Consider the following 14,201-nt stretch of genomic DNA (forward strand, 5'->3'; position numbering starts at 1 on the left):
TTAGGCTCGTAGGCATGTCCCTGCAGAGCCTGGCGCTGATCTCGAACTGGCCCGTTCCCACCGCCGCCGCGGCGGTCGTCCGCGCGGACGGCGCGGTACTGGGAACGCACGGGCCGCTGGAACACCGTTTCAAGCTCGCGTCGGTCACCAAGCCGCTCGCCGCGTACGCCGCGCTCGTCGCGTACGAGGAGGGGGCGATCGACCTCGACGAACCGGCGGGACCCGCGGGAGCGACGGTCCGTCATCTGCTCGCGCACACCTCCGGGCTCGCCTTCGACGAGCACCGTACGACCTCCGCGCCCGGGGAGCGACGGCTGTACTCCAACGCCGGGTTCGAGGTGCTCGGGGACCACATCGCCAAGGCGACCGACATCCCCTTCGGCGAGTACCTGCGCCAGGCGGTGCTGCACCCGCTGGGCATGACGTCGACCACGCTCGACGGCTCGCCCGCCAAGGACGGCGTGTCCACGGTGGCCGACCTCGTCCGCTTCGTCGCCGAGGTGCAGGCACCGCGGCTGCTCGACCCGCGGACGGTCGCGGAGGCGATGAGCGTGCAGTACCCGGGGACGAAGGGCGTGCTGCCGGGGTACGGACACCAGAACCCCAACGACTGGGGCCTCGGGTTCGAGATCCGCGACCACAAGTCGCCGCACTGGACCGGGAATGCGTCCTCGCCCCGCACCTTCGGACACTTCGGTCAGTCCGGCACGTTCCTGTGGGTCGACCCGGTGGCGGGCGCGGCGTGCGTCGCGCTGACGGACCGGGCCTTCGGGCCCTGGGCGGCCGAGGTGTGGACGCCGTTCACCGACGGCGTGCTGGCGGACCTCCGCCGCTGAGCCGGGCCTTCACCGCTCCACCGCTCGTCGGCCGGTCACCCGGGGGCTCCACCCCCGGACTTCCGTGCCTCCCGGGGGCCCGTCCGCGCACGAACCGGATCCGGGATCACGGTCACGGCACACGACGCACGACGCACAGCTCACGGCTCACGGCTCACGGCTCACGGCTCACGGCTCACGGCTCACGGCTCACGGCTCACGGCTCACGGCTCACGGCGCGGTCATCTCCCACAGCAGGAGCTCCGCCGGGGCGCCCGCCACGGCCTCCAGGTCCTTCGCCTCGGTGATCCGCGCGGCGTCCCCGGCCGCCAGTTCCTCGCCGTCCAGGCGGATTTCGCCGCGCACGACGTGCACATAGACGAAGGGCGCGTCGGGGACCGCCGTACGCTCCCCCGCCGTCAGCCGGCGGACGTGCAGCATGGCGCCCGCCTCGGGCACCGCGTACGGCGTGGAGTCCGCGATGCCGTGGACGATCTCGTACGCCGGATCGCCGCCCGGCTCCAGTGGGGCCAGCCACATCTGCACGAAGACCAGGGGCTCCGTGCCGTCGTTGCGTTCCGCGTGCCGGACGCCGCCCGCGGAGCTCAGCCGCTGGACGTCGCCGGAGCGCACCACCGACGCGTGCCCGGCCGAGTCCCGGTGGGTCAGCTCGCCCTCCACCACCCACGTGACGATCTCGGTGTGGCTGTGCGGGTGCTCGTCGAAGCCCGCGCCGGGCGCCAGCCGCTCCTCGTTGCAGGCGATCACGGCGCCGAAGCGGAGGTTGTCCGGGTCGTAGTGCGGACCGAAGGAAAAGGCGTGGAGGGAGGAGATCCCGGCCTCCGGATCCCCTCCGCGGTAGCGCTCGTCGGCGCGGCGGACGTCCATCACAGGCACCACGGTAGCCGCCGGTCCGACGCCCTTCGCGCGCTTAGCGGTGACCCGCCGCCGCACGGCTCCGTCCTGATAAGGCAGTCTTGTCCCGTGCCCGAACCCGAAGCCAGCAACACCGACCGCCCGTCGCACGACGTCCACACGCACTCCGCGACCCTGAGGCGACTGGAGAAGTCGTCCGGAAGTCTCGCCGCCCAGGCCATCGCGCGGATGGACGAGACGCTGCCCTGGTACCGGGCCATGCCACCGGAGAACCGTTCCTGGATCGGGCTCGTCGCGCAGGCCGGTATCGCCGCCTTCACCGAGTGGTTCCGGCATCCGGACGCCCCGCAGGCCATCTCCACCGACGTCTTCGGCACGGCTCCCCGCGAGCTGACCCGGGCGATCACCCTGCGCCAGACCGTCGAGATGGTGCGGACGACCATCGAGGTCATGGAGAGCGCCATCGACGAGGTGGCCGCCCCGGGCGACGAGTCCGTGCTGCGCGAGGCGCTCCTCGTCTACGCCCGCGAGATCGCCTTCGCCACGGCCCAGGTGTACGCGCAGGCGGCGGAGGCACGCGGTGCCTGGGACGCGCGCCTCGAGTCGCTCGTCGTGAACGCGGTGCTCTCCGGCGAGGCGGACGAGGGTGCCGTCAGCCGGGCCGCCGCCCTCGGCTGGAACTCCCCCGAGCACGTCTGCGTGGTGCTCGGCACGGCACCCGACGGGGACAGCGAACTGACCGTGGAGGCCATCCGGCGGGCCGCCCGGCACGCCAAGCTCCAGGTGCTGACCGGGGTCCTCGGGGACCGGCTCGTCGTCATCGCGGGAGGCAACGACAACCCGCTCGCCGTCGCCAAGTCGCTGATCGGACCGTATGCCGCCGGCCCCGTCGTGGCCGGGCCGATCGTGCCCGACCTGCTCGCCGCGACCCGCTCCGCACAGGCCGCCGCCGCCGGACTCAAGGCGTGTTTCGCCTGGCAGGACGCCCCGCGGCCGGTTCTCGCGGACGATTTGCTGCCCGAGCGCGCGATCGCCGGAGACCCGTCCGCGCGCGAACAGCTGGTGGAGGAGATCTACAGACCGCTGGAGGAAGCGGGCTCCGCGCTCCTGGAGACCCTCAGCGTCTACCTGGAACAGGCGAGCAGCCTCGAAGGCGCTGCCCGCATGCTCTTCGTGCACCCCAACACCGTGCGCTACCGGCTCCGACGTGTGACAGACGTCACCGGCTGGTCGCCGTCGGATGTACGCTCCGCATTCACCCTGCGCATCGCGCTGATCCTGGGGCGTCTCACCGATGGAGATCCCCAGACCTAGCCTTTTGTCGGGGACCTACAATTCCCCTCCGTGTTCTTCGTCCCTGTCCCCACGGGCGGCCGTGGCCGTCCACAAGAGAGAGTGTGAGAGTGCTCGTACTCGTCGCTCCCGGCCAGGGCGCTCAGACGCCCGGCTTCCTGACTCCTTGGCTCGAACTCCCCGGCGCCGCCGACCGCATTGCCGCGTGGTCGGAGGCCATCGGACTCGACCTCGCCCACTACGGCACGCAGGCCGACGCGGACGCGATCCGGGACACGGCTGTCGCGCAGCCGCTGCTCGTCGCCGCGGGTCTTCTGTCCGCCGCGGCACTCGGTGACATCGCGCCCGGTGCCGTCGCGGGTCACAGCGTCGGTGAGATCACCGCCGCCGCGTTCGCCGGAGTGCTCGACGACACCGCCGCACTCCAGCTCGTCCGCAAGCGGGGCCTGGCGATGGCCGATGCCGCCGCCATCACGCAGACCGGCATGTCGGCGCTCCTCGGCGGTGACCCGGAGACGACGGTCCCGCACCTGGAGAAGCTCGGCCTCACCCCGGCCAACGTGAACGGCGCGGGCCAGATCGTGGCCGCCGGCACCCTGGAGCAACTGGCCGCCCTGGAGGCGGACAAGCCCGAGGGCGTACGCCGTGTCGTCGCCCTGAAGGTCGCGGGCGCGTTCCACACGGCTCACATGGCCCCCGCGGTCGACGCGCTCGCGAAGGCCGCCGAGGACCTGACGCCGGCGGACCCGACGGTGCGGTACGTCTCGAACAAGGACGGCCAGGTCGTCGACACCGGTGCCGAGGTCGTCTCGCGTCTGGTCGGCCAGGTCGCCAACCCGGTGCGCTGGGACCTGTGCATGCGGACGTTCGAGGACCTCGGCGCGACCACGCTGATCGAGGTGTGCCCCGGCGGCACGCTCACCGGTCTGGCGAAGCGCGCGCTGCCCGGCGTCCGGACGCTGGCCCTGAAGACCCCCGAAGACCTCGACGCGGCTCGCGAACTCGTCGCCGAGCACAGCGCGGCCTAAGGAGCCCGAGAGCATGTCGAAGATCAAGGCCCCCAAGGGCGCTCCTTTCGCCCGCATCCTCGGTGTCGGCGGCTACCGCCCCGTCCGGGTCGTGCCCAACGAGGTGATCCTGGAGACGATCGACTCGTCCGACGAGTGGATCCGCTCGCGCTCCGGCATCCAGACCCGGCACTGGGCCTCCGACGAGGAGACCGTCGCCGCCATGTCGATCGAGGCGTCCGGCAAGGCCATCGCCGACGCCGGGATCGACGCCGACCAGATCGGCGCCGTGGTGGTCTCCACCGTGTCCCACTTCAGCCAGACCCCGGCCATCGCCACCGAGATCGCCGACAAGCTCGGCACGAACAAGGCCGCAGCCTTCGACATCTCGGCCGGCTGCGCGGGCTTCGGCTACGGTCTGACCCTCGCCAAGGGCATGATCGTCGAGGGTTCGGCCGAGTACGTCCTCGTCATCGGCGTGGAGCGGCTGTCCGACCTCACCGACCTGGAGGACCGCGCCACGGCCTTCCTGTTCGGCGACGGCGCGGGCGCGGTCGTCGTGGGTCCCTCGCAGGAGCCGCACATCGGCCCGACCGTGTGGGGCTCGGAGGGCGACAAGGCCGGCACCATCAAGCAGACCGTGCCGTGGGATCGTTTCCGCATCGGCGACGTCTCGCAGCTTCCGCTCGACTCCAAGGGCGAGATCAAGTTCCCTGCGATCACGCAGGAAGGCCAGGCGGTGTTCCGCTGGGCCGTTTTCGAGATGGCGAAGGTCGCCAAGGAGGCGTTGGACGCCGCCGGACTTTCGCCGGACGACCTGGACGTCTTCATTCCCCACCAGGCCAACGAGCGGATCATCGACTCGATGGTGAAGACGCTCAAACTGCCGGAGCACGTCACGGTCGCCCGTGACGTACGCACCACCGGCAACACCTCGGCCGCCTCGATTCCGCTCGCGATGGAGCGGCTCCTGGCGACCGGTGAGGCGAAGAGCGGCGACACCGCGCTCGTCATCGGATTCGGGGCGGGTCTCGTGTACGCCGCCACGGTCGTTACCCTCCCCTAGGCACACCGTCCGGATCATCTCCGGGCGGAGTACCGCCACACCCTCTGGATACACACCGAAGGAGCGCCTGACATGGCCGCCACTCAGGAAGAGATCGTCGAAGGTCTCGCCGAGATCGTCAACGAGATCGCCGGCATCCCCACCGAGGACGTCCAGCTGGACAAGTCCTTCACCGACGACCTGGACGTCGACTCGCTGTCCATGGTCGAGGTCGTCGTCGCCGCCGAAGAGCGCTTCGACGTGAAGATCCCGGACGACGACGTCAAGAACCTCAAGACCGTCGGCGACGCGACCGACTACATCCTCAAGCACCAGGCCTGATCTACCGATCACCTGGGCTGGAGCCCCGGTTCCGTCCGGGCTCCGAGCCCCGGTCCGCCTGGGCCGCATGCCCCGCCACCCGGCGGTGGCGCCGCTGAATCCTCGTATCCGTTGGAGAAAGAATTCCCGTGAGCCCGACCAATCGCACCGTGGTCGTCACCGGTATCGGCGCAACCACACCGCTGGGTGGCGACGCAGCCTCTACCTGGGAGGGCCTGGTCGCCGGACGTTCCGGTGTCCGTCCCCTGGAGCAGGAGTGGGCCGCCGACCAGGCGGTCCGTATCGCGGCACAGATCGCCGTCGAGCCGGGCGAGGTCATCCCCCGCCCGCAGGCCCGCCGGCTGGACCGCTCGGCGCAGTTCGCGCTCATCGCGGCCAAGGAGGCCTGGGCCGACGCCGGTTTCACCGACAAGGCGGGCGAGGACGCGAGCGTCGATCCCGACCGGCTCGGTGCCGTCATCGCCTCCGGCATCGGCGGCGTGACGACCCTGCTCGACCAGTACGACGTGCTGAAGGAGAAGGGCGTACGCCGCGTCTCCCCGCACACCGTGCCGATGCTGATGCCGAACGGCCCGTCCGCCAACGTGGGCCTCGCCGTGGGCGCCCGCGCCGGTGTCCACACCCCGGTCTCCGCCTGCGCCTCCGGCGCCGAGGCCATCGGCTACGCCATCGAGATGATCCGCACGGGCCGCGCCGACGTCGTCGTCGCCGGTGGCACCGAGGCGGCCATCCACCCGCTTCCCATCGCCGCGTTCGGCAACATGATGGCGATGTCCAAGAACAACGACGACCCGCAGGGTGCCTCGCGCCCCTACGACGTCGACCGTGACGGCTTCGTCCTCGGCGAGGGCGCCGGCGTCCTCGTCCTGGAGTCCGCCGAGCACGCCGCCAAGCGTGGCGCCCGCGTCTACGCGGAGGCCGTCGGCCAGGGCATCTCGGCCGACGCCCACGACATCGTGCAGCCGGAGCCCGAGGGCCGCGGCATCTCGCACGCCCTGCAGAACCTGCTCGACAACACCGACCTGGACCCCGCCGAGATCGTGCACGTGAACGCGCACGCCACCTCGACGCCGGCCGGTGACGTGGCCGAACTGAAGGCGCTTCGCAAGGTGTTCGGCGACGACGCCGACCACATCGCGGTGTCCGCCACCAAGTCGATGACCGGCCACCTGCTCGGCGGCGCCGGCGGTGTCGAGTCGGTCGCGTCGGTGCTCGCGCTGTACCACCGGGTCGCCCCGCCGACCATCAACGTCGAGAACCTCGACCCCGAGGCCGAGGCCAACGCCGACATCGTCCGCGGTGAGGCGCGCAAGCTGCCCGTCGACGGGCGGATCGCCGCGCTGAACGACTCGTTCGGATTCGGCGGACACAACGTGGTGCTGGCGTTCCGTACCGTCTGACGCCGGTGTCCCTCTGCTGAACGGCGTGTGGCCCGTACTCCTGGCCAGGAGTACGGGCCACACGCCGTTCGTCGTCCGGGTCCTCCGCCCGGTGCGGCTCGCGGGCTCACAGGCGGCTGGTCGCGTGGTCCGCCGGTCAGACCACCTGGTGGAGCCAGCGGACCGGGGCGCCCTCGCCCGCGTAGCGGAAGGGCTCCAGCTCGTCGTCCCAGGGCTTGCCGAGAAGCTTGGCGATCTCGGCCTCCAGGTCGGTCTCGCCGCGCTGGGAGCGGAGCAGGGCGGCGCGCAGCCGGTCCTCGGGGATCAGGATGTCGCCGTGGATCCCGGTGACCGCGTGGAAGATGCCCAGGTCGGGGGTGCAGCTGTAGCGCTCGCCCTCGGCGGTGGGGCAGGGCTCGGCGGTGACCTCGAAGCGCAGCATCTGCCAGCCGCGCAGCGCGGAGGCGAGTTTGGAGGCCGTGCCGACCTCGCCCTTCCAGGAGAACTCCGATCTCCAGGTGCCGGGCGCGGCGGGCTGCCGGATCCAGTCGAGGTTCACGCGTGTGCCGAGTACCCCGGCGACCGCCCACTCGACGTGCGGGCACAGCGCGCGGGGCGCGGAGTGCACGTAGAGAACTCCACGTGTCGTCACTGGGGCCTCCGGACAGAGCGAGACATCTTGTAACTTAGCGGAACGGCAGTGGCAGGGCGGCCACGGGGCGAGGCTACCGTGCGGCGGCGCAAGGAGTGTGACGTACCGTCGGTCCCGACGCCTGGAAACACCGAGGTTTCACCCATGGGGACGCGGTGCTGCCGACCGGGCACGACGCGGTGCCACCAATGGCCTACGGCGCGACACCGACCGGTGCGCCCGAAGGGTGTGACCGACCCTGCACAACGAACGAGGGGACCTGGGGATGCGGAACCGCAGTCACCGTTCACGGGCCGTCGTCGCCGTCGCGGCGGCGGCCCTCCTGGGCGTCGCCGGGTGCGACGCCTCCGGTGGCAACTCCCCGGCGCCGAGAGACACCTCCGCGGCTCGTCCGTCCCCGAAGCCGACGCCCACGTGGAACACCAGCCCGCGGTCGCTGGCCGCCGTCGGCGACTCCATCACACGGGGCTTCGACGCCTGCGCCGTGCTGTCGGACTGCCCCGAGGTGTCCTGGGCGACGGGCAGCGACGCGCAGGTCAAGTCCCTCGCCGTGCGGCTGCTCGGGAAGGCCGGCGCCGCCGAGCGCAGCTGGAACTACGCGGTGACCGGCGCCCGGATGGCGGATCTGCCCGGCCAGATGGCACAGGCGGCGACCCGGCGGCCGGAGCTGGTGACGGTGATGGCGGGCGCCAACGACGCCTGTCGTGCTTCGGCCTCCGCGATGACGTCCGTGGCGGACTTCCGCGTCGGCTTCCAGGACGCGATGGACACGCTGCGTGCGGCCCTGCCCAAGACCCAGGTGTACGTGGCGAGCGTGCCGGATCTGAAGCGCCTGTGGTCCCAGGGCCGCACGAGCGCGCTCGGCAAGCAGATCTGGAAACTGGGGATCTGCCCGTCGATGCTGGGGGACGCGGACGCCCTGGACTCGGCGGCGACGCTGCGGCGCGCCAAGGTGCAGAGCCGCGTCGAGGCGTACAACGAGGTGCTGCGCGAGGTGTGTGCCAAGGACCGGCGGTGCCGCTTCGACGGCGGCGCGGTCTTCGAGTACCGCTTCGACACGGAGCAGCTGAGCCACTGGGACTGGTTCCACCCGAGCAAGGACGGGCAGGCTCGGCTGGCCGAGATCGCATACCGCAACATCACCGCACGCAATCCGGTGACCTAGGGTTCGCTCATGAGCGAACTTTTCAGCACACTTTCCGACGGCACCGCGGTCCATCGCTGGACTCTGGAGCGGTCGGGTGTGCGGGTAGGGATCCTGACGTACGGCGGGATCGTGCAGTCGGCCGAGATCCCCGACCGGGACGGGCGGACCGCGAACGTGGTGCTGGGCTTCCCGGACCTCGCGGGCTATCTCGCGCACCCGCAGCCGTACTTCGGCGCGCTGGTCGGCCGGTACGCCAACCGGATCGCGGGCGCCCGCTTCCCGCTCGACGGCTTCACCTACCACCTGACCCCGAACGACGGCCCGAACTCGCTGCACGGCGGCGAGTTCGGCTTCGACAAGCGGGTGTGGGACGCCGAGCCGGTCGACGGGGGCGTGCGGCTGTCGCGGGTCAGCCCGCACGGCGAGGAGGGCTTCCCGGGCCGACTGGCGGTCTCGGCGACGTACACGCTCGACGCGGACGGCTCGCTGCGGATCGCGTACGAGGCGCGCACCGACGCGCCGACCGTGGTGAACCTGACCAGCCACACCTACTGGAACCTGAGCGGCGGGGGCAACGCCGGAGGGCACGAACTGCGCCTCGCCGCCGCGCGGCTGACGCCGGTGGAGGCGGACCTCATCCCGACCGGGGAGCTCGCCCCCGTCGAGGGCACGCGCTTCGACTTCCGGCAGTCCCGGAAGGTCGGCGCCGGGTACGACCACAACTTCGTCCTGGACAAGGGGGTGACGGACGCCCCCGTCGAGGTGGCGGAGCTGCACGACCCGGAATCCGGGCGCCTGCTGACCGTGTCGACCACCGAGCCGGGGCTCCAGCTCTACACGGCGGACCACCTCGACGACTCGCTCCCCTACGCGCCCGGTGACGGGATCGCGCTGGAGACGCAGCACTTCCCCGACTCGCCGAACCGGCCGGACTTCCCGAGCACCGAGCTGCGGCCGGGCGGGGTGTACCGGTCGGAGACCGTGTTCGGCTTCTCCGTGCGCGAACGGTGACCGTCCCCGGCACCGTCCCGCCGCGCGGTCCGCGCCCGTGAGAGAGGGCGCGGAACGAGGCGAGCCCCGGTCCGGAGGTCAGGTTCCGGGCCGGGGCTGGTCTTGGGGGCGGCTCGCGCCCGTCACACCTCGATGATCGTGCTCAGACGACGGTCCGTGAGGGAACGGCCTGCCTGAACCTCGTACAAACCCTTCACAAACGCCCACGATGCGCTGTTCTCGTCCCAGATCTCGAAGGCGCGCCGCGGGAGTTCCACAACGGCCTCCACGCTCTCGCCCGGTCCGGCCGCCACGCCCGCGAAGGCGGCGAGCCGGCGGGCGGGCCGCCCGGGGTCGGCCTCCACCGGGGCGAGGTAGATCTGGACGACCTCGCGTCCGGCGCGCTCGCCGCTGTTGCGGACGCGGACCGTCGCGGTCGTCCCGTCGACCTCGATCGACTCGTACGTCCAGTCGGTGTAGCCGAGACCGTGCCCGAAGGCGTACGACGGGGTCCTGCTCTCCCTGTCCCAGGCGCGGTAGCCGATGAACAGGTCCTCGCTGTACGGGAGTGCGCCGTCGTCCGGGACGACCTGGGTGACCGGGGCCTGTGCGAGGGAGCCCCAGGTGGTGGGCAGGCGGCCGCCCGGCTCGTGCGCCCCGGTGAGGACGTCGGCGAGCGCGGAGCCGCCCTCCTGGCCGGGGAACCAGCTCAGCAGCACCGCGGCGACCTCGTCACGCCACGGCAGCTCGACCGGGGAACCGGAGTTGACGACGACCACGGTGTTCGGGTTGGCGGCGGCGACGGCGTGCACCAGCTCGTCCTGACGGCCCGGCAGACGCAGGTCCCTGCGGTCGAAGCCCTCGGACTCGACGCGCTCGGTGGTGGCGACCACCACGACGGCCGTGTCCGCGGCGCGGGCCGCCTCGACGGCCTCGGCGATCAGTTCGTCGGGGTCGCGCTGCGGTTCCTGATGGGTCAGCGTGAAGGTGATCGCCTTCATCGGCATGCCCTCGGGGAGGGCCACGACCTGGGTGAGGGAGACCTCCACCGGCTCGCCCGCGGCGAGTTCGGCCCGGGCCCGGGGCACCGGGGCGCCGAAGAACGTCAGGAACGGGTCGTCCTTGTCGGCGCGCTGGACGCCGTCGAAGTACGTGACGCCGTCGACGGCGAGGGTGAAGGCGCCCAGCCCCCTGATGCCGAAGGTGTGCGGGCCGCCGACGCGCGGGGTGAACCGGCCGGTCAGCTCGATGGTGTGCAGGCCGTCGTGGGTGACCCCCTCGGGCAGGTCGTTGCCCATCCACTGGATGTGGCCGTTGGGCGCGGAGCCGGTGCCGATGATCTCTCCGCGTGCGTCGCGGCAGACCGCGCGCAGCTCGAATCCTCGGTCGGCGACGGCGAGTTCCTCGTTCGGGTCGGCGCCGACGGCGTAGCTGAGGGCGCCTTCGGGCAGGGCGGCGGTCAGGCCGGCCAGCGGGGAGACCACGCGGGCGGGGAAGACGGTGGCGGAGCCGCCGCCGAGGACGCGGGCGTCGCGGGCGGCGGCGCCGATCAGCGCCACCGTGCCCGGCCTCAGGGGCAGCGCCCTGCTTCCGTCGCGGGCCTCGTTGCGTACCAGGACGAAGGCGCGGCGGGCGATCTCGCGGGCCAGGGCCTCCCCGTCGACGGGGGCCGGCGGCTCGGTGACGACCGGCTCCGCGCCGTCCAGGATGCCGACGCGGGCGGCGAGGCGCAGGACGTTGCGGACGGCCTCGTCGACGGTGGACTCCTGGACCCGTCCGTCGCGGACGGCCTGCGCGAGCGGCGCGCCGTAGACGGTTCGCGGGCCGGGCATGGCGACGTCCAGTCCGCCCTCGACGGCGGCCGTGGTGGAGCGGGCCGCGGTCCAGTCGGAGACGTTGAAGCCGTCGAAGCCCCACTCGCCGCGCAGGATGCCGTTCACGAGGTGGTGGTGCTCGGTCATCGTGGTGCCGTTGACCGAGTTGTAGGCGGTCATGATGCCCCAGGGGCGGGCGTTCTCCACGATGGCCTCGAACGGGGCCAGATAGAGCTCGCGCAGCGCGCGTTCGGAGACCAGGTTGTCCACCGTGAAACGGTCGGTCTCGGCGTCGTTGGCGACGAAGTGTTTGACGGTGGTGCCGACGCCGCCCGACTGCACGCCCCGCACGTAGCCCGAGCCGATGACGCCGGTCAGGTACGGGTCCTCGCTGTACGCCTCGAAGTGCCGCCCGCCGAGCGGGGAACGGTGCAGGTTGACGGTGGGCGCGAGGAGGACGTGGACGCCCTTGCGTCGGGCCTCCTGGGCGAGCAGGACGCCGGCACGCTCGGCGAGGGCCGGGTCCCAGGTGGCGGCGAGCGCGGTGGGCGACGGGAGGGCGATCGAGGGGTCGTCCGAGGTCCAGCGCACTCCGCGGACCCCGATCGGGCCGTCGGACATCACGAGGGACCGCAGTCCGATCTCGGGGAGCGCGGGCAGTGTCCACATGTCCTGCCCGGACAGCAGGCGGGCCTTCGCGTCCAGATCGAGCCTGCCGAGAGCCGCCTCGGCGACGGCCTCACGGGCGGCCTCCCGCCCGTCCCGCCGGTCCTGCCTGTCCTTCACGGTATCCGCCACCGCGGCACCTCCTCGTCGAAGTCCTGGACGCCCTCATCCTGCACCCCCTGCCTGTAGAGCGGTAGGTTTCGTGACCTCGCCGTTATTCGAAGGGTGATCGGATGCCGTACGGTGACGCCATGGCGGCCAGGACCAGGAGCGAGGAGCGGCGCGCGGAGATCGTGCGCGCGGCCCTCGATGTGATCGCCGAGCGCGGCTACCGGGGCGCCAGCCTCGCCGCCGTCGCCGAGCGGGTGGGCCTCACCCAGCAGGGGCTGCTGCACCACTTCCCGACGAAGGAGGCGCTGCTCGTCGCGGTGCTCAAGGAGCGGGACCAGTGGGACGCCGTGCCCGACTCCCGGTGGCGGGCCGACCTGCTCGCCTCGCTCGTCGAGTACAACGCGATGCGGCCCGGGATCATCCAGACCTTCTCCGCGCTGCTCGGCGAGAGCGTCACCGAAGGGCACCCGGCGCGCGAATTCTTCACCGAGCGGTACGGCGCCGTGCGCGCGAGCATGGCGTCGGTGCTGCGCGCCGAGTACGGGGAGCGGCTCCCCGGCGGACTCACGCCGGAGCGTGCCGCCCCCCTGCTCGTGGCGGTGATGGACGGGCTCCAGTACCAGTGGCTGCTGGACCCGGAGTCGGTGGACATGCCGGCCGCCTTCCGGGACTTCCTCGCGCTGCTGGGCGAGGATCCGGGACCGGGCGGGACCTGAGCGCCGACCGCGCGCTGTCCGCCGCGGCTCCCCGGCATCACCTGCGCCCGTGGCCGTCCCCTCCCCGGCCGCGGCTCTGCCGGCACGCCCTCACGGGATCGCCGCGACGACCTCGACCTCGACGAGGGCGTCCGGCTTGAAGAGGCGGGAGGCCTCGAAGGTCATGCTGGTGGGGGCGGTCCCGGTGAGGAACTCGCGCCGCACGGCGCCGTATTCGCCGATGCCGTCGATGTCGGTCAGATACGTGCGGATGTTGATGACGTCGGCGAGGGTCGCGCCGTGCGCCTTGAGCAGGGCGTCGAGCGCCTCGAAGACCCCGCGGCTCTGGGTGGCCAGGTCCGGGCCGTCCGCGACCTGCCCCGACACGTACAACAGGACGCCCCCGCCCGGGAGTTCGACGCGGGCGACCTGCGAGTAGTAGGAGTTGGCGGGCTGCGGCGCGGAGGCCGGGTTGTCGAGTGTGATCTGCACGGGATCCCCTCAGGCCGAGGTGCGGATGTGGGTGACGGCCCGCGCGACGTCCGCGCGGGCGACGGCCGGGTCCGCGGCGGCGGACCGGTAGTGCTCCAGTACGGCTTCCAGGGCGGGCAACCGGGCCGCCTCGACCGCCAGGCCCACGTCCTTCACCGCGAGCGAGGTGCCGAAGTGGACGCCGTCGGCGAAGGCGCGGGCGACGGCGCCGCCGAGCGGGCTGTTCGCGAGGGCGGTGCGCGCGGTGTCGTCGTCGAGGCCGAGGGCCCGTGCGAGGACCATGCTCTCGGCGACCAGGGCGAGCCCGCCGAGGACGGCGGAGTTGACGACCAGTTTGAGCGCGGCGCCCGAGCCGGGCGGGCCGGTGCGGGTCACCGTCCCGAGGTGCGCCAGCACCCGCTCGACGCGGGCCGTGTCACCGCCCGCGAGGATGCCGAGCGCGCCCGCCGCCGCCCGGTCCGTGCTGCCCATGACCGGCGCGTCGACCAGCGTCACGTCCTCCCCGAGCCGTGCGGCCAGTGCCCTGACGACGTCCGGGCCGACCGTCGACATCTCCACCCAGCAGGCGCCGGCGCGCAGTTCCGGGAGGACGGCGCCGGCCACCGCGTCGAGCGCGGCCGGGTCGGCGAGCATCGTGATCACCACATCCGCGTCGCGGACGGCCTCGGCCGGGGACGCGGCGAGCACGGCCCCCCGCGCGACGAGCGGTGCCGCCTTGCCCGGCGTCCGGTTCCAGACGGTCAACGGGTGCCCGGCGTCCAGGAGTCGGCGCGCCATGGGCGCGCCCATGTGCCCCAGCCCCAGGAAGGCGATCTTCTCCATCGTGTCCATGTGCGTGACGCTAGGCGTGCCCCCGTGATGCGACAAGCGAATGTCT

14 protein-coding genes are annotated in these 14,201 nt (G+C 72.3%); 9 read left to right on the forward strand and 5 right to left on the reverse strand.

Annotation, left to right across the window (positions count from 1 at the left end):
- Positions 1-14: 14 nt before the first annotated feature.
- Positions 15-836, forward strand: a complete 822-nt coding sequence (locus ACZ4IF_RS02440; protein WP_359491027.1) for a serine hydrolase domain-containing protein — start codon at positions 15-17, stop codon at positions 834-836.
- 210 nt (positions 837-1,046) lie between these two features.
- Here ACZ4IF_RS02440 and ACZ4IF_RS02445 read toward each other — a convergent pair whose 3' ends face one another.
- Complete coding sequence (locus ACZ4IF_RS02445; protein WP_095934052.1) at positions 1,047-1,703, reverse strand: pirin family protein; 657 nt, start codon at positions 1,701-1,703, stop codon at positions 1,047-1,049.
- Positions 1,704-1,799: 96 nt separating this feature from the next.
- Here ACZ4IF_RS02445 and fasR point away from each other — a divergent pair, with 96 nt between their 5' ends.
- The 5 genes from fasR to fabF all read left to right on the forward strand — a co-directional run bounded on the left by fasR (position 1,800) and on the right by fabF (position 6,778).
- On the forward strand, positions 1,800-3,005 hold the full coding sequence (fasR, locus tag ACZ4IF_RS02450) for a fatty acid biosynthesis transcriptional regulator FasR (protein WP_028800938.1): 1,206 nt from the start codon (positions 1,800-1,802) through the stop codon (positions 3,003-3,005).
- An 89-nt stretch (positions 3,006-3,094) separates the two neighbouring features.
- Positions 3,095-4,012, forward strand: coding sequence for an ACP S-malonyltransferase (locus ACZ4IF_RS02455; protein ID WP_359491029.1), 918 nt, complete (start codon positions 3,095-3,097; stop codon positions 4,010-4,012).
- Between the two features lie 13 nt (positions 4,013-4,025).
- Positions 4,026-5,057, forward strand: coding sequence for a ketoacyl-ACP synthase III (locus tag ACZ4IF_RS02460; protein WP_028800940.1), 1,032 nt, complete (start codon positions 4,026-4,028; stop codon positions 5,055-5,057).
- A 72-nt stretch (positions 5,058-5,129) separates the two neighbouring features.
- A complete protein-coding gene (locus tag ACZ4IF_RS02465; RefSeq protein ID WP_028800941.1) occupies positions 5,130-5,378 on the forward strand; it encodes an acyl carrier protein in 249 nt (82 codons plus the stop codon).
- Positions 5,379-5,506: 128 nt separating this feature from the next.
- Positions 5,507-6,778 (forward strand): beta-ketoacyl-ACP synthase II, encoded by a 1,272-nt coding sequence (gene fabF, locus ACZ4IF_RS02470; RefSeq protein WP_345642707.1) that lies wholly within the window; start codon positions 5,507-5,509, stop codon positions 6,776-6,778.
- A 136-nt stretch (positions 6,779-6,914) separates the two neighbouring features.
- Here fabF and ACZ4IF_RS02475 read toward each other — a convergent pair whose 3' ends face one another.
- A complete protein-coding gene (locus ACZ4IF_RS02475) occupies positions 6,915-7,409 on the reverse strand; it encodes a DUF3145 domain-containing protein (protein ID WP_345642704.1) in 495 nt (164 codons plus the stop codon).
- A gap of 265 nt (positions 7,410-7,674) precedes the next feature.
- Here ACZ4IF_RS02475 and ACZ4IF_RS02480 point away from each other — a divergent pair, with 265 nt between their 5' ends.
- Both ACZ4IF_RS02480 and ACZ4IF_RS02485 read left to right on the forward strand, forming a co-directional pair.
- Entirely contained in the window at positions 7,675-8,574 is a 900-nt protein-coding gene (locus ACZ4IF_RS02480) for an SGNH/GDSL hydrolase family protein (RefSeq protein ID WP_467558842.1), read from the forward strand.
- Positions 8,575-8,583: 9 nt separating this feature from the next.
- The gene (locus ACZ4IF_RS02485; RefSeq protein WP_359491036.1) at positions 8,584-9,567 is read left to right on the forward strand and encodes an aldose epimerase family protein; all 984 of its coding nucleotides are present in this window, start codon (positions 8,584-8,586) and stop codon (positions 9,565-9,567) included.
- 122 nt (positions 9,568-9,689) lie between these two features.
- Here the strand turns inward: ACZ4IF_RS02485 and ACZ4IF_RS02490 are convergent, their stop codons facing one another.
- Positions 9,690-12,158 (reverse strand): beta-glucosidase, encoded by a 2,469-nt coding sequence (locus tag ACZ4IF_RS02490; protein WP_467558843.1) that lies wholly within the window; start codon positions 12,156-12,158, stop codon positions 9,690-9,692.
- Positions 12,159-12,259: 101 nt separating this feature from the next.
- On the opposite strand from ACZ4IF_RS02490, the gene ACZ4IF_RS02495 reads away from it, so the two are divergent.
- Positions 12,260-12,853 (forward strand): TetR/AcrR family transcriptional regulator, encoded by a 594-nt coding sequence (locus ACZ4IF_RS02495; protein ID WP_359491040.1) that lies wholly within the window; start codon positions 12,260-12,262, stop codon positions 12,851-12,853.
- Between the two features lie 90 nt (positions 12,854-12,943).
- Here ACZ4IF_RS02495 and ACZ4IF_RS02500 read toward each other — a convergent pair whose 3' ends face one another.
- Both ACZ4IF_RS02500 and ACZ4IF_RS02505 read right to left on the reverse strand, forming a co-directional pair.
- The gene (locus ACZ4IF_RS02500) at positions 12,944-13,324 is read right to left on the reverse strand and encodes a RidA family protein (RefSeq protein ID WP_467558845.1); all 381 of its coding nucleotides are present in this window, start codon (positions 13,322-13,324) and stop codon (positions 12,944-12,946) included.
- Between the two features lie 9 nt (positions 13,325-13,333).
- A complete protein-coding gene (locus tag ACZ4IF_RS02505) occupies positions 13,334-14,146 on the reverse strand; it encodes an NAD(P)-dependent oxidoreductase (protein WP_467559929.1) in 813 nt (270 codons plus the stop codon).
- Positions 14,147-14,201 lie beyond the last annotated feature (55 nt).

Source organism: Streptomyces sp. NPDC025784 (assembly GCF_055558435.1).